The sequence below is a fragment of the Corallococcus llansteffanensis genome (assembly GCF_003612055.1).
In the GTDB taxonomy this organism is placed as follows: Bacteria; Myxococcota; Myxococcia; order Myxococcales; family Myxococcaceae; genus Corallococcus; species Corallococcus llansteffanensis.
Map to the genome: position 1 here is coordinate 1 of NZ_RAWB01000129.1, position 19,593 is coordinate 19,593.

Genomic DNA, 19,593 nt, shown 5'->3' on the forward strand with positions numbered 1-19,593 from the left:
AGCTCACCCGCCCCGGGGTGCACGTGGTGCACGCCCAGGAACTGGTGGTCGATGATGCCCTCGACGACGTTGAACAGGCCCCAGCCTCCCAGGAGGCACCCGGCGAAGGTGGCCGTGGACCAGGGTACGTCCGTGCGCTGGCCCGCGCGCCACAGCAGCACCAGCCCCCCGAAGGTCATCAGCCAGGTGAAGGCGTGGAAGAGCCCGTCCCAGAACATGTTCACCTTGGCGTTCACCAGGGTGTCCGGGGGCAGGAGGCTGGAGAGCATGTTGTGCCATTGCAGGATTTGATGGAGCACGATGCCGTCGACGAAGCCTCCCAGCCCCACGCCCAGCAGCAGCCCCGCGGAGAGCAGCGGTCCCCGATGCATGTGGCTCATGGGCTGACCTTCCCGGGCCTCATGACGTGCAGCCGGGCCGCGACGAAGAGGATGACGCCGAAGGGCAGCAGGGTGATGGCCATCCGGCCCCAGAAGTGCTCGTTGAAGATGCCGGCCTGCACCGCCGGGCGGCACGTCTCGCACGCGAGCACCGTGCCGCTGGTGAGCAGCGCGCCAAGGAACGTGAGGGGGTCTGTCCTTCTCATGTGTGGCACCTCCGCGAAGCGTCGTGGAAGCGCACACGCTAGTCGTGGCGCGCAGCGGGCCCGCGCCACGCTCCCGACGGCGTCCGCTATCCGCCAACACCCCTGCCCTTGAAGCCAGGGAGGGACGGGGGCGCCGGGGCGCTGGTGTTTCGCAACGAGCGTTCCATGGGCTTCGCGGGGTGTGCTAACGCTCACCGCGCCCATGGAAACCGGTGTCATGGATCGCACCCGCCTCGTCCTGACCGTCCTGGTGGGCGGCGTCCTGGCACTGCTGCTCGCGCACCACCCCGTCCTCCTGTCCGGCCTGCGCCTGATGCAGGGCGACGAGGGGGACGTCCGCTTCAACCACTACGTCCTGGAGCACGGCTGGCGCTTCATCTCCGGGGATGCCGGGCACGCGCGCTTCTGGGATCCGCCGATGTTCTTCCCGGAGCCCAACGTCTCCGCGTACTCGGACGTGCTCCTGGGGGTCGCGCCCTTCTACTGGGTGTGGCGCGCGCTGGGCCTGGACGCGGACGTGTCGTGGCAGGCGTGGGCGCTCAGCATGTCCGTGCTGAACTACGCTGCGGCGGTGTGGCTGCTCATGCGCGGCTTCGGGTTGCGCGCGGGCCCCGCGGTGGTGGGGGCGCTGCTCTTCACGGCGGGCGCGCCGCGCGTCAACCAGCTCAACCACCCGCAGCTCCAGGGGCAGTTCTTCGCGCTGCTCGCGGTGGGCGCGGTGCTGGCGCTCTCCCGTCCGGAGACGAACCGGCGGCGCGGGGTGGCGTGGGCCGCGCTGCTCGTGGGCGCGTTCGTGGCCCAGCTCTACGCGGGCTTCTACTGGGGCTGGTTCCTCTTCTTCTTCCTGCTGCTCGCCTTCGGGGCCGCGCTCGCCTTCCGGGACACGCGGGGCCCGCTCCTCGCGGCCCTGCGCCGGCACCTCCCGGCGCTCGCGGGCTTCGGCGTCGTGGGCCTGGTGGCGCTGGCCCCCCTGGTCCTGCACTCGCGTCAGGCCGTCAGCACGGTGGGCCTGCGCAGCTTCTCCGACGTCACGTACATGGTGCCGCGCTTCTGGAGCTGGTTCTACCTGGGCCCGGACAGCTGGCTGTACGGGTGGACCAACGGGTTCGTCCGGTTCCAGCGGCTGCCCATGCCGTGGGAGCACCGGCTGGGCTTCGGTCTCGTCACCCCCGTCGTGGCAGCCTTGGGGTTGTGGCAGGCGCGCGCGCGGCCCGCCGTGCGGCTGCTGCTCGTCGTGGCGGTGGCGACCCTCCTCCTGTCGTCACGCTTCACGGGCGGGTACACGCCCTGGTGGCTCGTCTTCCACGGCGTGCCCGGCGCGGCGGCCATCCGGGCCCTGGCGCGCATTGGCGTGTGGCTGCTGGTGCCCGCGGCCGTGGGCGTGGCCCTGTTCCTCCAGCGTCAGGCGCAGGCGGGGCGCGGGGCGCTGGCGTTGGGCCTGGGCGCGCTGTGCCTGCTGGAGCAGGGACTGACGGGCCCCGCCTATGACCGCTTCGAGGCCCGCGCGGACGTGGACTCCGTGGCGTCGCTCGTGAAGTCCCAGGCCGGGTGCGAGAGCTTCTTCTTCGCGCCCACCGCCGGGACGCAGCCCGACTGGAAGTACCAGCTCGATGCCACCTGGGCGTCGATGGAGAGCGGCGTGCCCACGGTGAACGGCTACTCCGGCAACCAGCCCCGGGGCTGGACGCTCCAGGACAACCGCCGCTTCGACGCGGCCGCCGCCCGGCGGCAGGACGAGGCGCTGGCGGCGTGGATGGCGTCGCGACACCTCGCGCCCGCGTCCGTCTGCCGCCTCCAGGCGCCGGCGCGGCGGTAGCGGGCCGCGCCAGCGCTGGGGACTACTTCGCGACGGTGGCGTAGTCGCCCTTGAGCGCGACGCCCGCGACCATGGTGCCGGCGTGGCATTCAATCTCGGTGGCGCTCTTGGACTCCACCTTCTTGTAATAGCTCACGATGTTGACCACCGCGTTGGCGCCGTTCTTCTTCGCGCCCTCCTGCAGGGTGATGAGCGCGGAGAGCGCGGCCCACTTGCAGGCGAACTCGTCCGACTTGCCCACCGCGTTGGTCTTCTTGTTCGTCACTTCACTGCCCAGCGTCTTCTTCACCGAAGGCGACTTCTGGCCGTCCAGGTAGAACTTCACCGTCCCGTCCAGCTTCTCCTTCGCCTCGGGCAGCACGAGGACATCCGCCAGCTTGATCTTCACCACGGTGTCGCGCGCCAGCGCGGGGCTCGCGGCCGTCAGGGCCAGCAACAGGAGGGCATTCTTCATCGCGGGTTCTCCAGGCGTCAGGGCCAGCGGCGGAAGATCAACGACGTGTTGATGCCACCGAAGGCGAAGTTGTTGGTCATCACCAGGTCCGTCTGCAAGGCACGGCCCTCGCCCATGACATAGTCCAGGGGAGCGCACTTCGGATCCACCGAGTCCGCGTCCAGGTGCAGCGTGGGCGCGAACCAGTCCGAGCGCATCATCTGGAGGCTCATCCACGCCTCCAGCGCGCCGCAGGCCCCCAGCGTGTGGCCCATGTAGCTCTTGAGCGAGGAGATGGCGACCTTCTCCCCGAACACCGCGAGCGTGGCCGCGCTCTCCGCGACGTCGCCCGTGTCCGTGGCCGTGCCGTGCGCGTTGACGTACGGGATGGCGGAGGCCGGGACGCCCGCGTCCTCCAGGGCCAGCCGCATCGCCTGCGCCATGGTGTCCGCGTTGGGCTGGGTGACGTGGCGGCCGTCGCTGTTGGTGCCGTAGCCCAGCAGCTCCGCGTGGATGGTCGCGCCGCGCGCGCGGGCGTGCTCCAGCTCCTCCAGCACCAGCGTGCACGCGCCTTCCCCCAGCACCAGCCCGTCGCGCTGGGCATGGAAGGGCCGGGGCGACTCGTGCGGCGCCTCGTTGTGCTTCGTGCTGGTGGCGAAGAGGGTGTCGAAGACGGCGGCGCCGGTGGCGTCCAGCTCCTCCGCGCCGCCCGCGAGCATCGCCACCTGCCGGCCCAGCTTGATGGCCTCGTACGCGTAGCCGATGCCCTGGCTGCCGGACGTGCATGCGCTGGACGTGGTGATGATGCGCCCGGTGACGCCGAAGAAGACGCCGATGTTCACCGCCGCCGTATGGGACATCATCCGCAGGTAGGTCGTCGCGGTGATGCCCTCCGTCGTCTTCTCGGTGATCATCTTCCCGAAGTCGCCCATGTTCTCCGGCGTCCCCGCGGACGAGCCGTAGGCGATGCCCATCTTCCCGCTCTTCACCAGCGGGTCCCCCAGGAGGCCCGCGTCCTGGAGCGCCAGCTCGCTGGCCCGTGTCGCCATCAGCGCCACGCGGCCCATGGTGCGCGTCGTCTTGCGCGAGTACGTGGACGACGGCAACTCGAACGGCGCGGCGGGCGCGCCCAGCCGCGTGTGCAGGCCCTGGTACTGCTTCCAGTTCTCCATCACCCGGACGGCGTTCTGGCGCCCGCGCAGCCGCGCCTCCACCGTCCGCCAGTCGTGCCCCAGGGGGCTCAGGGCCCCCACTCCGGTGACGACCACGCGCCTCATCCGACCATTCCCCCGTTCACGGAAATCACCTGACGCGTGATGTAGCCGGCGTCCTCGGCCATGAGGAAGCTCACCGCGGCGGCGACCTCCTCGGGCTTCCCCACCCGGCGGGCGGGGATGATCTTCAGCGCCTCTTCCAGCACCTCCGGCGGCACCATCTCCGTGTCGATGAGGCCCGGGGCCACGCAGTTGACGGTGATGTCGCGCTTGGCCAGCTCCACCGCGAGCGCCTTCGTCGCGCCGATGATGCCCGCCTTCGCGGCGCTGTAGTTCACCTGGCCCCGGTTGCCCATGAGGCCGGACACCGACGCCAGCGTGACGATGCGGCCCGGCTTCTTGCGGCGCACGAGCGGCATCGTGAGCGGGTTGAGCACGTTGTAGAAGGCGTCCAGGTTGGTGTGGATGACGCTGTCCCACTCGTCGGGCGTCATCGCCGGGAAGGCGTTGTCGCGCGCGATGCCCGCGTTGCACACCACGCCGTAGTAGCAGCCGTGCGCCTCCACGTCGGCCAGCAGCGCGGCTTGCGTCGCGGCGCGGTCCGCCACGTCGAACTGGAGCACGCGCGCCTTGCGCCCCGCGTCGCGCACGAGCGCCGCCACGGCGTCCGCTTCCTCGCGCCGGCTGCGGCAGTGCACCACGACGTCGAAGCCGTCACGCGCCAGGCGCAGCGCGATGGCGCGGCCGATGCCCCGGCTGGAGCCCGTCACCAGCACCGTCTTGTCACCCATCTGTGTTGCCCCTCCTCAAGACGTCCTGCCCGGCGGGCGGCTCGAACACCGTCAGCGCCGCCGTGGCCACCGTCTCCGTCCCGATGGTGATGGTGCAGTCGAACTGGCCCAGCCCGTTGTCCGCGAAGAACTGGCGGTGGACCTCGATGCGCAGGCACTCCCCCGGCCGGAAGACGGGGCGGCTGCACTCATAGCGGCGGGTGCCCAGGAGGAAGCCCACCTTGGGCACCTCCCCGCGAAGCCGCGCATGCCAGCCGGCCCAGGCGGCCACGGCCTGGGCCATGTACTCGATGCCCACCCAGCCGCCCACGACGCCATCGGCGAAGAACAGGCTGTCCTCGCGCACCGTCACTTCCGCGAGCAGCGTCTCCGCGTCGCCTTCCAGCACGCGGTCGAGCAGCCGCATGCGGCCGCCGTGGGGCACCAGGTCCGCGATGGGCAGGTCGATGGGGGTGCGCATCAGGCGTTCTCCAGCACGAGGGCCGCGTTGCTGCCCCCGAAGGCGAACGAGTTGCTCAGCACCGACCGCACCGGCCGCCCCAGCGCCTCGCCCGGCTTCACCAGCGACAGCGCCGGCAGGGTGGGGTCCGCTTCCCCGTCCCAGAAGTGCGCGGGCAGCTTGCCCTGTGGGTTGTCCACCAGCGTGAGCCACGCGAAGGCCGCCTCCAGCGCGCCCGCGGCCCCCAGCGTGTGGCCGGTGAGCGGCTTGGTGGAGCTGGCCTTCACGCCCGGACCCAGGAGCGCGTGCACCGCGCGGCTCTCCATGGCGTCGTTCTGCACCGTCGCGGTGCCGTGCAGGTTCACGTAGTCCACGTGCTCGGGGGACAGCCCCGCGCGCGTCAGCGCCTCGCGGAGGGCGGCGATGGCGCCCCGGCCCCCGGGCTCTGGCGCGGAGATGTGGTGCGCGTCGGAGGACTCGCCCCAGCCGGAGAGGCGCACCGGCCCCGGCTCGCGCGTCATCAGGAACAGCGCCGCGGCCTCGCCGATGTTGATGCCGTGGCGGTGGACGCTCATCGGGTTGCAGCGCTCCTCGCTCACCGAGTCCAGGGAGCGGAAGCCCGCGACGGTGAAGCGGCACAGCGAATCCACGCCGCCCGTCAGCACCGCGTCCACCGTGCCCGCGCGCAGGAGCCGCGCCGCGCTGGCCAGGGCCTTGGCGCTGGAGGAGCACGCGGTGGAGATGACGTAGGACGGCCCGGCGAGCCCCAGCAGCTGCGTGAGCGCCAGGGCAGGGGCGCCCAGCTCCTGCTGGCACAGGTGGAAGGACGCGGGCAGCTGGCCCGTGGCGAGGTGGCCGGCGATGGCGCCCTCGCTCTCGCCGATGCCGGAGGTACTGGTGCCCAGCACCACCGCCACGCGCTCCGGACCGAACCGGGCGATGGCGGCGTCCACGGCGGGACGCACCTCGGCGAGCGCGGTGAGCAGCAGCGCGTTGTTGCGGCTGTGCTGAGCCCTGGGCAGCGCGTCCTGGGACGCGAGCGCGGCGGTGACGACGCCCAGGTGGAGCGGACGGTCCGCGAACCCGGCGTGGGAGGCCACGCCGGAGGGGGTGGTCGCGAACAGGGCTCGCGACACCTCCTGCTTCCCGGCACCCAGGGCGCAGACGAGGCCGAGCTGGTTGAGGAAGACGGGAGGCATCATGGAGACAGTCACTCGTCCGCGGGGCGCGAGTCGATGGTGAGCCGGTAGTGCTCGGAGAGGTTGGTGAGCTGGGTGCGCCCTTCCCAGCGCGGGGTCCCATCGTAGCGCACCGTCACCCATTCCCTGCCGTCCTTCGACAGGGTGCGTTGCCCCGGCCCGTCCTCCAGCGTCCAGCCGGCGGGCAGGGCGGCGCGCACGGCGTCGGCCGGCCAGTAGACGAGCTGCACATCCCGGAGCACCGGCCCGGACTGGAACTGAGCGGGCAGGCGGGGGTCGCGCTCCTCCTCCAGGACGGCGCCGTTCCACCGCAGGGTGAGGATGCGCTGACCCATGGCGAAGCCCGCCAGCTGCATCAGCGCCGGGTCCACCTCCAGCAACGCCTCCAGGGAGCGGGGGCCGCCCGGGTCCGCCTCGTGGGCGAACACCAGCCGCTGGGTCAGGCTCACCGTGGCGCCCAGGGCCGCGGGCTTCAGCCGCAGCTCCGGCAACGGCTCGGTGGGAGCAGGGGGCCCGGCGGGCCTCGGACGCGCGGTGGTGCAGGCGACGAGGCCCGTGAGTGCGAGGAGGAGGCTCAGACGGCGCACAGTTCCTCGAGCACGCCCAGCCGCCGCTTGCTGTCGGCGACGTAGGGGTTGTTCTTGTCCCACGCGTAGCCCGCGAGGATGGCGGAGATCATCTTCCGCACGTCCGGGGACGGGTTCGGGTGGAAGATGATGTCCTGGAAGCCGCCCTCGTACCAGGACTCCACGAAGGTGCGGAAGGTGTCCACGCCCGCCTTGAGCGGCTTCGCGTAGTCGCGCTCCCAGTCCACCGTCTCCCCGGCGAACTGGCGCGCGATGCACGCCGACGCGAGGCTCGCGGACTTGAAGGCGATGGTGACGCCCGAGGAGAACACCGGATCCAGGAACTCGCCCGCGTTGCCCAGCAGCGCGAAGCCCGGGCCCCACAGTGACTTCACGTTGGCCGCGTAACCGGTGAGCTTGCGCGTGGGCGTGTCCCAGACGGCGTCCTTCAGGAGCTCCCGCAGGGACGGCGTTTCGTTGACGATGGCCTGGAGCCGCTCCGTGTCCGTGCCGGTGTACTGCTCCAGGTACTCCTTCTTCGCGACCACGCCGAGCGAGCAGCGACCGCCGGAGAAGGGGATGGTCCAGTACCAGACGTGCACGTGCTCCGGGTGCGTGGTGACGCGGATCTTGTTCCGGTCGAAGGTGCCCACGGGGATGCGGTCCTCCACGTGGGTGAAGATGGCGCCGCGCACGGGGAAGTTGGATGGCGTCTCAAGGTTCAGCAGGCGGGGCAGCACGCGGCCGAAGCCGCTCGCGTCCAGGATGAAGCGCGCCTGCACACGGTACGTCTCGCCTTCGGGAGGCCGCACCGTCACCTCCGGCTTCTCGCCGGAGAAGTCCACGGTCAGCACCTCGTGACGGAAGCGCAAGGTGGCGCCCTTGCGCTCCGCGGCCTGGGCCAGCACGTGGTCGAAGCGGCCACGCTCCACCTGGTAGGTGGTGCCCCAGCCGGGGCTGAACTTGTCGCGGAAGTCGAAGTCCGTGTACCGCCCGGAGCGCTCGAAGGCGGCGCCGTTCTTGAACTGGAACCCCGCCTCCACCACGTCCTGGAGGAAGCCGGCCTCCTCGATGTACTGCATGCTCTGCGGCAGCAGGCTCTCGCCAATGGAGAAGCGCGGGAACTGCTCGCGCTCCAGCACGAGGACGTCACGGCCCTGCTTGCGAAGGAGGCCCGCCGCGACGGAGCCCGCGGGGCCCGCGCCAATGATGAGGATGTCCGCTGATTCAGTTTTCAATGTGTGGCTTTCCCAGGTGGAAGTCGGAAACAGGGGGTGAGGATCCAGATGGTGACCTCGCCCAGCAGCATGGCGAGACCGAACGAGCGAAGGGCCGGCGTGGCCGACAGGCCCAGCAGACCGAAGGACAGCAGCGTGCTCACGCCGGCCAGCGCCACCGCGAGCCACGCGGAGCCGTCACCAGGGTGCTCCAGGAGGAAGATGCCGTAGTCCACGCCCATGCCCAGCAGCAGCACCAGCCCCAGCACGGTGAAGAGCTGCAGGGGCGCGCCCACCCAGCCGAAGAGGGCGAGCGTGAGGAGCGTGCCCAGCACGGACGGCAGCCACGCGCGCCACGCCTGACGGCCGAAGCGGGCCACCAGCGTGAGCAGCACCGCGACATAGCCCGCGACGATGAGCCCGCCCATGATGCGCCGGTAGCGGCCGAGCAGGCCGGAGATCTCCGCCGTCTTGTCCACCCAGCGGATGCCCTCCAGCCCGTGCGCGACGGCCTCCAGCCGGGGCAGCACCTTCGGGTCGTTGAGGCCGCGCAGCATGAGGACGCTGTACTGCCGGGAGCCCAGCGTCCCCAGCCACTGCTGCCGGATGGCGGAGGCGGCGGGCCCGGAGAGGAAGCGCGAGGGGGTGAGCGGCCCTTCCGCGAACGCGGCGCGCGTAGGGGCCTCGCCCGTGGAGGCGGCGACGGCGGCCACGGCCTGCGCCTCCACGCGAGCGCTGAGGGCCGCGTCCTCGCGCTGCTGGGCCTCCGAGGGGAGCCAGTCAGACACGGCGCGGTAGCCCGCGAACACCTTCTCCGCGACGAGCGGATCCAACCGCTGCTTCAGCGCCGCCTCGCGTGCCAGCACCTGTTCGTCGCCGTCCCCCTCCACGAGGAAGAACTGCGCGGGGCTGGGCAGCCCCAGCAGGCGCCCCAATTCGCGCTGGTCGGCGATGAGGTTCGGGGGCGCGCCCTGCAACTGGCGCAGGTCATCCCGGGGCTCCAGCTTCCAGATGCCCACGGCCACGAGCACCGCGAGCACCGCGCCCGTCAGCCACCAGCCCCGGGTGGACGTGACGCGCGGCCAGCGGGTGATGGACGCGGAGAAGCGCTCGGAGAAGGCCGTGACGGGCAGCGCGCCCCGGTCCAGCGAAGGGAACCAGCACACCACCGTGAGGAACGCGGCGGTGAGGCCGGCGGCGGAGAACACCGCCATCTGCCGGAGCCCGGGGAAGGGCGCGACGCCCAGCGCCAGGTACGCCACCACGCTGGTGATGAGCGCCAGCGCCATGCCGGGCAGGAGCGAGCGCATCACCGGGCCGCGCTCCGAAGGGGCCTTGCCCTGGCGCGCGGCGAAGTAGTGGAAGCCGTAGTCCTCCGCCACGCCCACGAGGCTGGAGCCGAACACCAGCGTGAGCAGGTGCACGCGGTCGAAGACGAGCGCGGTGACCGTCAGCGCCACGGCGCAGCCCAAGAGGAGCGACACGCCCACGAGCAGGATGGGGCGCAGCGAGCGGAACGTCAGCCACACCAGCAGCAGCACCGCCGCCAGCGAGCCGAAGCCGATGGTGGACATCTCCCAGCTCGCCTGCGCGGCGGCGGCCTCCGCGTACAGCGGCACGCCCGCGGCCACCAGCCGTCCGCCGGGCACCGTCGCCTCCACGCGCGCCCGCGCCCGCTCCACCGCGGCGGTGACGCGCGCGCCATCTCCCAGCGCGAAGGCGGACACCTTGCTCTTCCAGGTGAGCAGCACCCACTCGCGGCCTTCACCTGACAGCCACAGGCGCCCGTCGCGCGGCCGCGCGGACGTCTCCGCGGCGCGGGCCTGCCACCAGTCCGGCCACAGCCCCAGCGGGTCCACGTTCCAGTCCGTGAGCTGCGCGCCCGCGGGCTGGTACAGCTTCATCAGCGCCGTGCCGCCCAGCTCCTCCGGCGTCGCCCGCGTGAGCCATTGCCGCTGCGAAGGCGTGAGCAGCCGGTCCCGGTACGGCCGGTAGAAGTCCACCGCCTGGTCGAGCGCGGAGGTGTCCACCACGGCGGGCTCCAGCACGTCCCGCGACTGCTCCATCGCGCGCGTGGCCTCGTCCGCCGCCTTCTGAGCGGAGGCCCAGTCCTTCGCGCCCACCAGCAGCACCACCTGCCGGCCGGCCTCGTCCGCGAGCTTGCGCGTGGCGGCGTCCACCTCCGGCGCCTGCTCGTCCTCTGGCAGGAGCGCGAGCACGTCGGTGTCCAGGTGGGCCGCGCGCCAGAAGGACACCTGGTGCACGCCCACGGCGAGCACCACCAGGGCCCAGAGGATGGCCAGTCTATTTGCCAAGGCGCTCGGCTTCCGTGGCATCCGGCGGTGGCGTCTGGGCCAGCGCGTCGAAGAGGATGACGCTGGAGTCCCCGCGCGTCTCCTCCAGTTGCACCTGGCGCACGTACCCGTCGCCCTCCAGGCGGATGTGCTTGAAGACGCGCGCGAGCCCCGCGTCCGTGGGCGTCAGCTCCAGCTTCCAGCCGGTGGGGCCCACCAGCGCGCCCTCCACCTTGAAGCGCTGCTGGAGTGTGGCCACGTCGCCCGCGAGCAGCGCGAAGAGCAGCTCATTCATGGCCGCCAGCGCCGGCTCCTTGGTGGAGTCCAGGTGGTAGGCCGCGCCGCCCGCGCCCTGCTCGGCGCTCAGCGACTTGCGGGTGAGCGTCAGCGTGGAGGCGAACGGCGTGCGCGTGTTCCAGAGCACGCCCTGGTCGCGGGCGAGGAGGAAGTCCCCCTTCGACACCAGCGGCTTCTTGAAGCCCGCCACGGTCTTCTTCTGCTCGAACCTGCCGCGCACGAGCGGCGCGTCCACCAGCCGCGCGCGCACGTCCTTCACCAGGTCCGCGGCGTGGGCGCTCAGGCTCAGCAGCGCGCAGGTCAACAGGACGAGGGGCTTCATTCGGGCCACACTCCCAGCTTCTTCCAGAGGACTTCCGGGCAGACGAACTGCATCTCCCCCGTCGCCAGGGACACCGCCACCTGGATGGTGTGGGCCTGGTTCACCTTGCGCCCGGTGGCCGCGTCGCGCAGCACGTAGTCGAAGCGCAGGCGGTTCTCCCACTCGGTGATTTCAACGCGGATGATGATCTTCTGCTTGTAGGAGATGGGCGACACGTACTTCAGCCGCATGTCCACGACGGGCCAGCCGTAGCCGGACTCGCGCATCTGCGGGTAGTCGTAGTCGTACCGGCGCATCAGCGCGCAGCGCGCCAGCTCCAGGTACTTCACGTAGTGGCCGTGCCAGACGATCTCCATCATGTCGAAGTCGTGGAACGGCGGATCGATTTCGATTTCGCAGCTCAGGTCAGGCTTCATGCAGCCTCCACTCGCGACGGCGGATGGCGACGAGCAGCGCCTGCAGCTCACCGTCGAGGGCGCGGTCCTCCACCAGCAAGGGGATGCGCTCTTCCAGGTCCGCCTGCATCTGGGCCAGCGCGGGGCCGGGCTTCGCCTCCGGGTCCAACCGCTGGCGCAGCGTGACGCCCTGGCGTGCCGCGATGAGCATCGCGGCCACCACCTGCTCGGTCAGCTCCAGCACGCGCAGGCAGTCGCGCGCGGCGATGGTGCCCATGCTCACCTTGTCCTGGTTGTGGCACTCGGTGGAGCGGGAGAAGACGGACGCGGGCATCGTCTGCTTGAGCGCCTCCGCCGTCCACGCGGAGACGCTGATCTGCGCCGCCTTGAGGCCGTGGTTGATGGCCGCGCGCGCGCCCGTGGACGCGGAGAGGTTGGCGGGCAGCCCGTGGTTGAAGCGTGGGTCGACGAGGAGCGCGAGCTGACGGTCCAACAGGTCCGCCACGTTGGCCACCGCCGTCTTCAGCCCGTCCATGGCGAAGGCGATGTGTCCGCCGTAGAAGTGGCCGCCGTGCAGCACGCGCTCGCCGTCTGGGTCGATGAGCGGGTTGTCGTTGGCGCTGTTCAGCTCGTTCTCGATCTGCGTGCGGAAGAAGGGCAGCGCGTCCTCCAGCACGCCGATGACGTGCGGCGCGCACCGCAGCGAGTACCGGTCCTGGAGCCGCTGCTCGTTGCGCGGCGGCCGGTCCGTGACGAGGTCCGCGCGCAGCCGCGCCGCCACGCGCTGCTGGCCCGCGTGGGGCTTGGCCGCGAAGAGCGTCTCGTCGAAGTGGTGCGCGTTGCCGGCGCTCGCCAGCACGTTGAACGCGGTCAGCCGCGTGGCCAGCCGGGACAGGTACTCCGCCCGCTCCCACGCCAGGCACGCCAGGGCCGTCATCACGGCGGTGCCGTTCATGATGGCCAGCCCCTCCTTCGGCCGCAGCTTGAGGGGCGCGATGCCCAGCGACGCCAGCACCTGGGCCGCGGGGCGTCGCTCGCCCCGGTGCCACACGTCGCGCTCGCCGCACAGCACGGCCGCCACGTAGGACAGCGGGGTGAGGTCGCCGCTCGCGCCCACCGAGCCCTCGGCGGGAATCATGGGCAGCACATCGTGCTGGAGCAGCAGCTCCAACTGGCTGAGCAGCGCCACGCCCACGCCGGAGAAGCCCTGGCACAGCGAGGCGAGCCGCGTGGCCAGCACCGCGCGCGTCTCCTCGGGCGTGAGGAACCGGCCCGCGCCGATGCCGTGGTACGTGTAGAGGTGGTGCGGCAATTCCGCGACGAGCGCGGGCGGGATGCTCACCGTCACGGAGTCGCCGTAGCCGGTGGTGACGCCGTAGATGACGCCGTCCTCCGCCAGCAGCCGATCCAGGAACGCGGCGCCCTTCGCGATGCGCTGACGGAAGGCGGGGGCCGTGCCCAGCTCGGCGGGGCGCTCGCGCCGTGCCAGGGCGCCCACGTCCTCGAGGGTCAGCCGTCCGCCGTCGAACCGCACGGGAAGGTCAGAGAGTGGGGGGCTTCGCGGAGACATTCACCTGATCCCAGAAGGGAAAGAAGTTGAACCAGTCGTAGGGCGCGCGCTTGAGGAGCGCCGTCACCTGGCCGGCGTAGTGGCGCGCGCAGTCGGTGAGCGCGGCCTCGCGCTTGCCCCGGGGCAGGACGATGCGCTCGAAGAGCCGCTCGAAGTGGATGGTGTAGCCGTCCCCCTCGTGGATGCAGCCCAGCAGGTACAGCGGACACTTGAGCAGCGACGCCAGCACGTAGGGCCCCACGGGGAAGGGCGCGGAGTGGCCCAGGAAGTCGACGCGCACGGTCTGGCTGGCATTCACCGGGATTCGGTCGCCCGCGATGACCACGAACTCGCCGGCCTCCACGCGCTCGTTGAGGGCGACGGCGGTGGCCGGGCCCATGTCCGTGACTTCCATCAGCCGGAAGTCGTTCTCCGGGTTGAGGCGCTTGAGCAGGCGGTTGAACTGCTCCGCGTGCAGCGTGTGCACCAGGATGTTGAGCTTCACCTCGCCGCGCCGCTCGGCCATGGTGCGGCACAGCTCCAGGCAGCCCATGTGCGCGGTGACGATGACGCCGCCCCGGCCCGTCTTCGCCGCCTGGTATAGCTCCTCGCGGCCTTCGGTGCGCACGCGCTCGAAGCGGTAGCGCCCGCTGACGGCGAGCAGCTTGTCCAGCATCGTCTCCGCGAAGGCCACCACGTGGCGCACGCTGTCGCGCCAGTGGGGCTTGTGGCCCAGGGCCCCCGTCGCGACCTCCAGCCGGTCCAGGTACTGGAGCGACGCCTGGCGCAGCAGGGGACGGCTCAGCCAGTGCACCAGCACCACCGGGTAGAGGCAGACGCGGAAGGGCCAGCGGCCCAGCAGCCGGTGGACCCAATACAGGACCCAGATGCCGGCGACGAAGGTCGTCTCCCCCATCTCCGCCCAGTGGCGGGACTTCATCGCGCCACCTTCCGCCACAGGAGCAGGGGCAGCCGCACCAGCATCCCGAAGAAGAGCCGGGCGTGCATGCCGGAGATGCGCACGTTGTCCCAGAGCACGTCGAAGTGGGAGATGCCGTCGGTGGGGTAGCGCACCTTCGTCGGCTGGTTGAGGATGCGCATGCCGCGCCAGAACAGGCGCACCAGCACCTCCACGTCGAAGTCCATCCGCTTGCCGATGCGCACTGAGTCGATGAGCGCCACGGTGGGCGCCAGCGGATAGACGCGGAAGCCGCACATCGAATCGCGGATGGCGAACGACAGCGTGTTGATCCACACCCAGATGTGCGTGGCGTAGCGGCCGTACAGCCGGCCCTTGGGCACCGACTCGTCGTAGACGGGCGTACCGCACACGAGCTTGTCGGGGCTCGCCTTCGCGAGCTCCAGGAAGCGCGGGATGTCGCTGGCGTCGTGCTGGCCGTCCGCGTCGATTTGGAGCGCGTGGCTGTAGCCGCGCTCCTTCGCCGCGCGCAGGCCCGCCATCATCGCGCCGCCCTTGCCCTCGTTCTGGGGCAGGCGGACCACCTCCACGCCGGTGCTGTCCTCGCGCGCGAGCCCGTCCAGCACCGCCGCGCAGCCGGGCTCGCTGCCGTCGTCCACCAGCACGCAGGGCAGGCCGTGGCCGCGCACCGCCTGCACCACCGCGCCCACGGCCTCGCCGTGGTTGTAGACCGGAATGACCGCGCAGACCTTCATCCCACCCCTCCACCCAGCACGATGCGGCCGCTGGCGTGAGCGCCCGCGTCCGACGTCAACTTGAACCCCAACCGTCCGGACTCCGCTGCCCAGGTGAGCTCCAGCGTCAGGCGCGTGTCCGGCGGGATGACCTGCTGGAACTTCAGCGTCTCCAGCCGCAGGAAGTCCGGCGGCAGCGCGAAGTGCTCACGCCCCAGCAGCAGCGCCCACTCCAGCTGGACGACGCCGGGGAGGATGGGCGTGCCGGGGAAGTGCCCGTCGAAGTACGGCGAGCCCGCCTGCGCCTCCACGGACAGGAGCACGCGCTCCGAACCGGGGGATGAGGTGCGCTCCAGCACGCGGAACGGAGGACGCCTGGGGTCGAAGAGGGCGGCCAGCGCCGCTTCGGTGGATTTGCCCTGGGGGTTGACCGGCATGGCCTCCAGATATCGGAACCGGCGCGGCAAGGCACTGGACTCGAAATGCGGGGCCAGCTTCTCGCGCAGCGCCTGGTTCAGCGAGCGTCTGCCCCCCGCCTCCTGGAGCCGCCAGCCCTCCGCGTCCGGCACCGCCACCACCGCCAGCGTCACCCGGTGGCCGTCCGCCAGGGGCAGCACCCGCGCCTCGCGCAAGAGCCCCCCCTCCACCAGCGCCCGCTCCATGGCGCTCAGCGACACGCGCTTCTCCTCCAGCTTGAGCAGCCGGTCGCGGCGCCCCAGCAGCTCGAAGCCGCCGGGCACGGCCCGGGCCCGGTCCTCCGTCGTGAACCACGCGCCCTCGGGCAGGTCCAGGTGGGGCGAGCGGACGGCCAGCACCTCGTCGTCGCCGGAACCGGAACCGGCGCGCACCTCCACGCCCGGCATCACCCGCCACGACGCGGCGTCGTCGGTGTCCCGCCTGCGCCACGCGACGCCCCCGGTCTCCGAGCTGCCGTAGACCTCCACCGGCGCCCGGCCCAGCAGGTCGCGACAGGCCTGGAGCGCCTCGGGGCTGAGCGGCCCGCCCGAGGAGAACAGGCCGCGCAGGTTCCCGCGCACCGCGGCCCAGTCCAGCGAGGCCGGCAGGCGCTTGAGGTGCGCGGGGCTCGCCACCAGCAGCGCGGGCCCCGCCTTGAGCGCGGCCACGATGTCCTCCGGGTAGGGCAGCCCGTGCGCGTCGAAGGGCCGGCCCGACGCCAGCGGCCACAGCACCCGGAACAGCAGCCCGTAGATGTGCTGGTGCGAAACGGTGGCGAGGACGGGCACGTCCCCCGCCTCGGCGTCGAACAGCGCGCCCAGCGTCGCCACCTCGCGGGACAGCTGCGACAGGCGCTTGGGGATGGCGGTGGGCTCCCCGCTGGAGCCCGACGTGTAGACGACCAGCGCGGCCAGGTCCGGAGACAGTGGACGGAAGTCCGCGGCGGCGTCCAGGACGGGCGTCAGGGGCGTCAGGCCCGCCGGGGCCCTGCCCGCGAAGCCGTGCACGTGGGCCCGGAGCGCATCCAGCGTGGCGGGCCGCGCGTCGGCGGGAAGATAGACGCACACGCCCGCGTGCCAGGCGCCGAGGAGCGCGGCGGCGAAGTCGAAGGCGTCGTCCAGGAAGAGGGCGTGCCGGAGGCCGCCGTGCGCCTGGAAGGCAGCGCACCAGCTTGCGGCCCGGGCCCGGAGCGCGGCGAAGTCCAGCAGCCGGTCCTCGCGGCGGGCCACGGGGTGACCCGGGGGACGGCCGTGGACGAGGAGGTGTTCGAGCGCGAGCGGCTCAGCCATGGACGTGCCGTGCGCGCACCCGCTGCCGCACCACCCATTCGCCGGCGAAGAGCAGGCCCATGAGGCCGTAGGCGATGAGGCCGTTGTAGAGCGCCCAGGTGGCGTCGCTCGCCCAGAGCGCGGTCCCGAGCGCGAGGCCGCCGTTGAGGACGAAGAAGCCGCACCACACCTGCGTCACGCGGCGCGTGTACGCCACGCCCGAGGGCGGCAGGTCCTTCTCCCGCAGCCGGGCCAGCCGTTCAATCACGCTGGGCGGATAGGCGAGGCTGGTGGCGAAGACGGTGAGCAGCACGCCGTTCACCAGCACCGGGTAGAGCTTCAGCGGCAGCGCGTGGTTGCCCAGCATGCTGGACCCCGCGAGCACCAGCGCCCCGACCGCGGCCGCAAGCCACATCTTCTCCCGGGTGGCCACCGCGCGCACCACCGCCATGCCCGCCAGGGGCAGCGCCATCCAGCGGGGCTCGAAGTGGCCCAGGCCCAGATAGACGAGCGGCGGGTACGCGAGGCTCAAGAGCCCCAACAACACCGGACGCAGCCGCTTCACGCGGCGGCGGAGTCGCTGCCGAGCAGGCCGTGCAGCGCGTCCACCACGTCCTGCAGCGTGCGCACGGAGCGGAAGACCTCCGGCGGCACGCGCTGGCCGGCGACGGGCTTCAGGCGCACCAGCAGGTCGATGGCGTCGATGCTGTCGATGTCGAGGTCATCGTGCAGCCGCGCCTCCGGGATGATGCGCGACGGCTCGATGTCGAAGGTTTCCTGCAGGATGGCGCTCAGGCGCTCGAACAGCTCGTGCTTGGTCATGACGGCTCCGCTTTGGTTCATAGGGATCAGGACTTGGTGCGGTGGGTGCTGACGAAATCCGCGAGGGCCCGCACGCTGGCGAAGTGGCGGCGGTTCTCCTTGGAGTCGCTCGCGAGCACGACGCCATAGGACTTCTGCAGCGCGAGGCCGAGCTCCAGGGCGTCGATGGAATCGAGCCCCAGCCCCTCGACGAACAGCGGCGCGGCCGGATCGATGTCGTCCGGTTTGAGGTCTTCGAGGTTCAGCGTCTCGATGACCAGACGCTTGATTTCGTGTTCAAGCTCCAGCATGGCCCTGGCTCTCCCGGGAGAAGTGGTCGTGCAAACGGGTGGTGAGCTGGCGCGCGGCCTTCGCCGCATCGCCCGCGTCCGCGTCCTTGGACGACACGGGGATGTCGTCCTCCACGCGGATGATGAAGTGCATGGGGCGCTCGGGCACCTTCCACCAGGGCACGCCCTTGGAGAGGCCCAGCGGCGAGACGCGGATGGTCACGGGCGTGATGTCGCAGGGGCCGCGCACCGCGATGTTGGCGGCGCCGCGCTGCAGCTGCATGGGCCCGCGGACGGGGGTGCGCGTGCCCTCCGGGAAGATGATGAGGTTGTTGCCGGCCTTCACGGACGCGATGCAGTCCTGGATGAGCCCGGGCCCGGAGTCGTTGCACAGGTAGCGCGTCGCCCGGATGGGCCCGCGCATGAACGGGTTGTTGGCCAGGCTCGCCTTCACCACGCAGTCCGCGTTGGGCACGAGCGAGATGAGGAACACCACGTCGATGAGCGTCGGGTGGTTGGCCAGGATGAGCAGCCCGGAGCGCGACAGCTTCTCCACTCCCTCCAGCTCGTAGCGCAGCACGCCCAGGAAGCGCATGTAGCCGACGAAGAAGCGGAAGGTGTGGTGCACCGCCAGCCGCGCCAGCCGCGTCTGCCGCGAAGGCTCGCGCACGAACAGCTGGAGCAGCGGGAAGTAGAGCAGGCGCAGCGCCAGCCCGCCCAGCCCGAACGTGGCGAAGGACAGGCCGGTGGCGAAGATGCGCCAGGCGCGCTCGAGCTTCTCAAGCATGACGTTCCCACCGCCAGTGCCGTGCGCCCACCGGGTGCTCCCACCGCGAGGCTCCCGCGGCCCCCGTCACCAGGAAGCGCAGGGCGCGCAGGTCCGCCGGCAGTCCGTCCGCCTGCGGCGACGCCGGACCCCGTGCGCCGGGGTGGCAGCCCAGGCGGATGGCGTCCGCGCCCGTGCTGGCGGCCAGCAGACAGGCCCAGGCGTGCGGGAACTCCAGGGACTCGGAGAAGTGCTGCCAGGGGGCCGGCAGGGGCTCGTCGTAGATGACGACCATCACCCGGGGGACGCCGTCGGCCAGCAGGCCACACGCCTCCGTGAAGGCGGCCTCCACCGTCTCCTCGCCCGCGGCGATGGCGCCGTAGGAGGACGGGTCCCCGCGCGCGATGGAGTAGAGCGCGCCGATGGCGTTGTGCACCGACAGGCTGAAGGACGTGGGCGACAGCGGCTCCGAGCGCGCCAGCTGCGTGAGCAGCTCCACCGAGCGGCCCAGGTCCCCATAGCGCGACGCGAAGAGCACCGGCGCGTCAGGAGCGTCCACGTGGGCCTGGTAGGAGGCCTGCAGCGCGATGCGACCCAGCCGGTCCACCCGGCGGCGCATCATCGCGGGCATCTCCGTCAGCGCGGGCGTACCTTCGGCCGGAAGGGCGTGGGGCTTCGAGAGCCAGGCTTCCCAGGCGGCCGGCTCGACGAGGCCAGGGGCCCATGCGGCCCAGCGCTGAATGGTGAATCCCATCATCTTGACGGGGAGGCCCCAAGCGCTCCCAAAGGCAACCTTTAGCAAAGCATCCACAGGGTGACAATTGGGCGCCCGACCCAAGCCAGCGAGGAGACGGGGGGCTGCTCCACCCCATGCCCCGCGTCCCCCGCAAGCGGCTGCTTTTGCTGGAGATGCGCGCACGGGAGCCTCGGCCTTCAAGGTCTTGCAGGTTTGTCCAGGGGGTGGTGCCTCCCGCGCCCCCGCAGGTCGGAAAAAACCCTTCTCTGGCGATTCGGAACGGCAGGCGATGACGGGTCGCGGCCGCGGGGCTCGGACGTCCGGAGCGGCTGCGTATTCACTCCCGGGGTGGACTCCCCCTGCGTTCGCGCCCGCTGCGCCCCCTGGGTACAGTCACGGTTTTTACCGTTTTGCTGTCAATCCAGGCTCACAGCGGGGAGGCGATCAGCTCATGCGACGCACGACGACGTGGAAGCGGGCGGTGGTGGTGCAGGCAGTGGTGCTG

Annotated in this window: 22 protein-coding genes; 1 reads left to right on the forward strand and 21 read right to left on the reverse strand. The window is 71.5% G+C overall.

The annotated features are described in order from the left end of the window. Together D7V93_RS14390 and D7V93_RS14395 are read right to left on the reverse strand one after the other, a co-directional pair. Window positions 1-380 (reverse strand): DUF2243 domain-containing protein (locus tag D7V93_RS14390; RefSeq protein WP_120643965.1); only part of this gene is annotated, 380 nt, incomplete at its 3' end. Continuing rightward, a complete protein-coding gene (locus D7V93_RS14395; protein ID WP_120643966.1) occupies window positions 377-586 on the reverse strand; it encodes a hypothetical protein in 210 nt (69 codons plus the stop codon). The genes D7V93_RS14390 and D7V93_RS14395, both read right to left, overlap by 4 nt. 217 nt (window positions 587-803) lie before the next feature. Here D7V93_RS14395 and D7V93_RS14400 point away from each other — a divergent pair, with 217 nt between their 5' ends. Continuing rightward, window positions 804-2,402: a hypothetical protein gene (locus D7V93_RS14400; protein ID WP_120643967.1), complete on the forward strand. Its 1,599-nt coding sequence runs from the start codon at window positions 804-806 to the stop codon at window positions 2,400-2,402. A 22-nt stretch (window positions 2,403-2,424) separates the two neighbouring features. On the opposite strand, the gene D7V93_RS14405 is transcribed toward D7V93_RS14400, so the two are convergent. The 19 genes from D7V93_RS14405 to D7V93_RS14495 are packed head-to-tail and all read right to left on the reverse strand — an operon-like array spanning window position 2,425 to window position 19,109. Then, entirely contained in the window at window positions 2,425-2,856 is a 432-nt protein-coding gene (locus D7V93_RS14405; RefSeq protein WP_120643968.1) for an excinuclease ATPase subunit, read from the reverse strand. A gap of 17 nt (window positions 2,857-2,873) precedes the next feature. Further along, window positions 2,874-4,112, reverse strand: coding sequence for a beta-ketoacyl-ACP synthase (locus tag D7V93_RS14410; protein ID WP_120643969.1), 1,239 nt, complete (start codon window positions 4,110-4,112; stop codon window positions 2,874-2,876). Then, window positions 4,109-4,840 (reverse strand): 3-oxoacyl-ACP reductase FabG, encoded by a 732-nt coding sequence (gene fabG, locus D7V93_RS14415; protein WP_120643970.1) that lies wholly within the window; start codon window positions 4,838-4,840, stop codon window positions 4,109-4,111. Before fabG ends, D7V93_RS14410 begins: the two co-directional genes overlap by 4 nt. Continuing rightward, window positions 4,833-5,300 carry a hotdog family protein gene (locus tag D7V93_RS14420; protein WP_167509464.1) on the reverse strand — a complete coding sequence of 156 codons (468 nt, stop codon included), beginning with the start codon at window positions 5,298-5,300 and terminating at the stop codon, window positions 4,833-4,835. The genes fabG and D7V93_RS14420 overlap by 8 nt, the downstream gene beginning before the upstream one ends. Then, window positions 5,300-6,481 carry a beta-ketoacyl-ACP synthase gene (locus tag D7V93_RS14425; RefSeq protein WP_120643971.1) on the reverse strand — a complete coding sequence of 394 codons (1,182 nt, stop codon included), beginning with the start codon at window positions 6,479-6,481 and terminating at the stop codon, window positions 5,300-5,302. Before D7V93_RS14425 ends, D7V93_RS14420 begins: the two co-directional genes overlap by 1 nt. An 8-nt stretch (window positions 6,482-6,489) precedes the next feature. After that, window positions 6,490-7,065: a DUF3261 domain-containing protein gene (locus tag D7V93_RS14430; protein WP_120643972.1), complete on the reverse strand. Its 576-nt coding sequence runs from the start codon at window positions 7,063-7,065 to the stop codon at window positions 6,490-6,492. Further along, on the reverse strand, window positions 7,053-8,282 hold the full coding sequence (locus tag D7V93_RS14435) for an NAD(P)/FAD-dependent oxidoreductase (RefSeq protein WP_120643973.1): 1,230 nt from the start codon (window positions 8,280-8,282) through the stop codon (window positions 7,053-7,055). Before D7V93_RS14435 ends, D7V93_RS14430 begins: the two co-directional genes overlap by 13 nt. Then, window positions 8,279-10,576: an MMPL family transporter gene (locus D7V93_RS14440; RefSeq protein WP_120643974.1), complete on the reverse strand. Its 2,298-nt coding sequence runs from the start codon at window positions 10,574-10,576 to the stop codon at window positions 8,279-8,281. Before D7V93_RS14440 ends, D7V93_RS14435 begins: the two co-directional genes overlap by 4 nt. Beyond that, the gene (locus D7V93_RS14445; protein WP_120643975.1) at window positions 10,566-11,174 is read right to left on the reverse strand and encodes a LolA family protein; all 609 of its coding nucleotides are present in this window, start codon (window positions 11,172-11,174) and stop codon (window positions 10,566-10,568) included. Before D7V93_RS14445 ends, D7V93_RS14440 begins: the two co-directional genes overlap by 11 nt. Next, window positions 11,171-11,590, reverse strand: a complete 420-nt coding sequence (locus D7V93_RS14450; protein WP_120643976.1) for an acyl-CoA thioesterase — start codon at window positions 11,588-11,590, stop codon at window positions 11,171-11,173. Before D7V93_RS14450 ends, D7V93_RS14445 begins: the two co-directional genes overlap by 4 nt. Then, entirely contained in the window at window positions 11,580-13,103 is a 1,524-nt protein-coding gene (locus D7V93_RS14455; protein ID WP_244237311.1) for an HAL/PAL/TAL family ammonia-lyase, read from the reverse strand. The genes D7V93_RS14450 and D7V93_RS14455 overlap by 11 nt, the downstream gene beginning before the upstream one ends. Before the next feature lie 7 nt (window positions 13,104-13,110). Next, a complete protein-coding gene (locus D7V93_RS14460; protein WP_120643978.1) occupies window positions 13,111-14,058 on the reverse strand; it encodes a lysophospholipid acyltransferase family protein in 948 nt (315 codons plus the stop codon). Then, the gene (locus D7V93_RS14465) at window positions 14,055-14,792 is read right to left on the reverse strand and encodes a glycosyltransferase family 2 protein (RefSeq protein WP_120643979.1); all 738 of its coding nucleotides are present in this window, start codon (window positions 14,790-14,792) and stop codon (window positions 14,055-14,057) included. Before D7V93_RS14465 ends, D7V93_RS14460 begins: the two co-directional genes overlap by 4 nt. After that, window positions 14,789-16,516, reverse strand: coding sequence for an ApeI family dehydratase (locus D7V93_RS14470; RefSeq protein WP_120643980.1), 1,728 nt, complete (start codon window positions 16,514-16,516; stop codon window positions 14,789-14,791). Before D7V93_RS14470 ends, D7V93_RS14465 begins: the two co-directional genes overlap by 4 nt. Further along, window positions 16,509-17,060: a COG4648 family protein gene (locus D7V93_RS14475; RefSeq protein WP_120643981.1), complete on the reverse strand. Its 552-nt coding sequence runs from the start codon at window positions 17,058-17,060 to the stop codon at window positions 16,509-16,511. Before D7V93_RS14475 ends, D7V93_RS14470 begins: the two co-directional genes overlap by 8 nt. Continuing rightward, window positions 17,057-17,317, reverse strand: coding sequence for an acyl carrier protein (locus D7V93_RS14480; RefSeq protein ID WP_120534370.1), 261 nt, complete (start codon window positions 17,315-17,317; stop codon window positions 17,057-17,059). Before D7V93_RS14480 ends, D7V93_RS14475 begins: the two co-directional genes overlap by 4 nt. Window positions 17,318-17,343: 26 nt before the next feature. Further along, window positions 17,344-17,607 carry a phosphopantetheine-binding protein gene (locus D7V93_RS14485; RefSeq protein ID WP_120534369.1) on the reverse strand — a complete coding sequence of 88 codons (264 nt, stop codon included), beginning with the start codon at window positions 17,605-17,607 and terminating at the stop codon, window positions 17,344-17,346. Further along, window positions 17,594-18,373: a lysophospholipid acyltransferase family protein gene (locus D7V93_RS14490; RefSeq protein ID WP_120643982.1), complete on the reverse strand. Its 780-nt coding sequence runs from the start codon at window positions 18,371-18,373 to the stop codon at window positions 17,594-17,596. The genes D7V93_RS14485 and D7V93_RS14490 overlap by 14 nt, the downstream gene beginning before the upstream one ends. Continuing rightward, the gene (locus tag D7V93_RS14495; RefSeq protein ID WP_244237312.1) at window positions 18,366-19,109 is read right to left on the reverse strand and encodes a beta-ketoacyl synthase chain length factor; all 744 of its coding nucleotides are present in this window, start codon (window positions 19,107-19,109) and stop codon (window positions 18,366-18,368) included. Before D7V93_RS14495 ends, D7V93_RS14490 begins: the two co-directional genes overlap by 8 nt. Window positions 19,110-19,593 lie beyond the last annotated feature (484 nt).

Bases quoted from the DNA above. Each gene is read 5' to 3' on its own strand.
- D7V93_RS14395 (WP_120643966.1), bottom strand. From the start codon at position 586: ATGAGAAGGACAGACCCCCTCACGTTCCTTGGCGCGCTGCTCACCAGC.
- D7V93_RS14400 (WP_120643967.1), top strand. From the start codon at position 804: ATGGATCGCACCCGCCTCGTCCTGACCGTCCTGGTGGGCGGCGTCCTG.
- D7V93_RS14405 (WP_120643968.1), bottom strand. From the start codon at position 2,856: ATGAAGAATGCCCTCCTGTTGCTGGCCCTGACGGCCGCGAGCCCCGCG.
- D7V93_RS14410 (WP_120643969.1), bottom strand. From the start codon at position 4,112: ATGAGGCGCGTGGTCGTCACCGGAGTGGGGGCCCTGAGCCCCCTGGGG.
- fabG (WP_120643970.1), bottom strand. From the start codon at position 4,840: ATGGGTGACAAGACGGTGCTGGTGACGGGCTCCAGCCGGGGCATCGGC.
- D7V93_RS14420 (WP_167509464.1), bottom strand. From the start codon at position 5,300: ATGCGCACCCCCATCGACCTGCCCATCGCGGACCTGGTGCCCCACGGC.
- D7V93_RS14425 (WP_120643971.1), bottom strand. From the start codon at position 6,481: ATGATGCCTCCCGTCTTCCTCAACCAGCTCGGCCTCGTCTGCGCCCTG.
- D7V93_RS14445 (WP_120643975.1), bottom strand. From the start codon at position 11,174: ATGAAGCCCCTCGTCCTGTTGACCTGCGCGCTGCTGAGCCTGAGCGCC.
- D7V93_RS14450 (WP_120643976.1), bottom strand. From the start codon at position 11,590: ATGAAGCCTGACCTGAGCTGCGAAATCGAAATCGATCCGCCGTTCCAC.
- D7V93_RS14460 (WP_120643978.1), bottom strand. From the start codon at position 14,058: ATGAAGTCCCGCCACTGGGCGGAGATGGGGGAGACGACCTTCGTCGCC.
- D7V93_RS14465 (WP_120643979.1), bottom strand. From the start codon at position 14,792: ATGAAGGTCTGCGCGGTCATTCCGGTCTACAACCACGGCGAGGCCGTG.
- D7V93_RS14470 (WP_120643980.1), bottom strand. From the start codon at position 16,516: ATGGCTGAGCCGCTCGCGCTCGAACACCTCCTCGTCCACGGCCGTCCC.
- D7V93_RS14480 (WP_120534370.1), bottom strand. From the start codon at position 17,317: ATGACCAAGCACGAGCTGTTCGAGCGCCTGAGCGCCATCCTGCAGGAA.
- D7V93_RS14485 (WP_120534369.1), bottom strand. From the start codon at position 17,607: ATGCTGGAGCTTGAACACGAAATCAAGCGTCTGGTCATCGAGACGCTG.
- D7V93_RS14490 (WP_120643982.1), bottom strand. From the start codon at position 18,373: ATGCTTGAGAAGCTCGAGCGCGCCTGGCGCATCTTCGCCACCGGCCTG.
- D7V93_RS14495 (WP_244237312.1), bottom strand. From the start codon at position 19,109: ATGATGGGATTCACCATTCAGCGCTGGGCCGCATGGGCCCCTGGCCTC.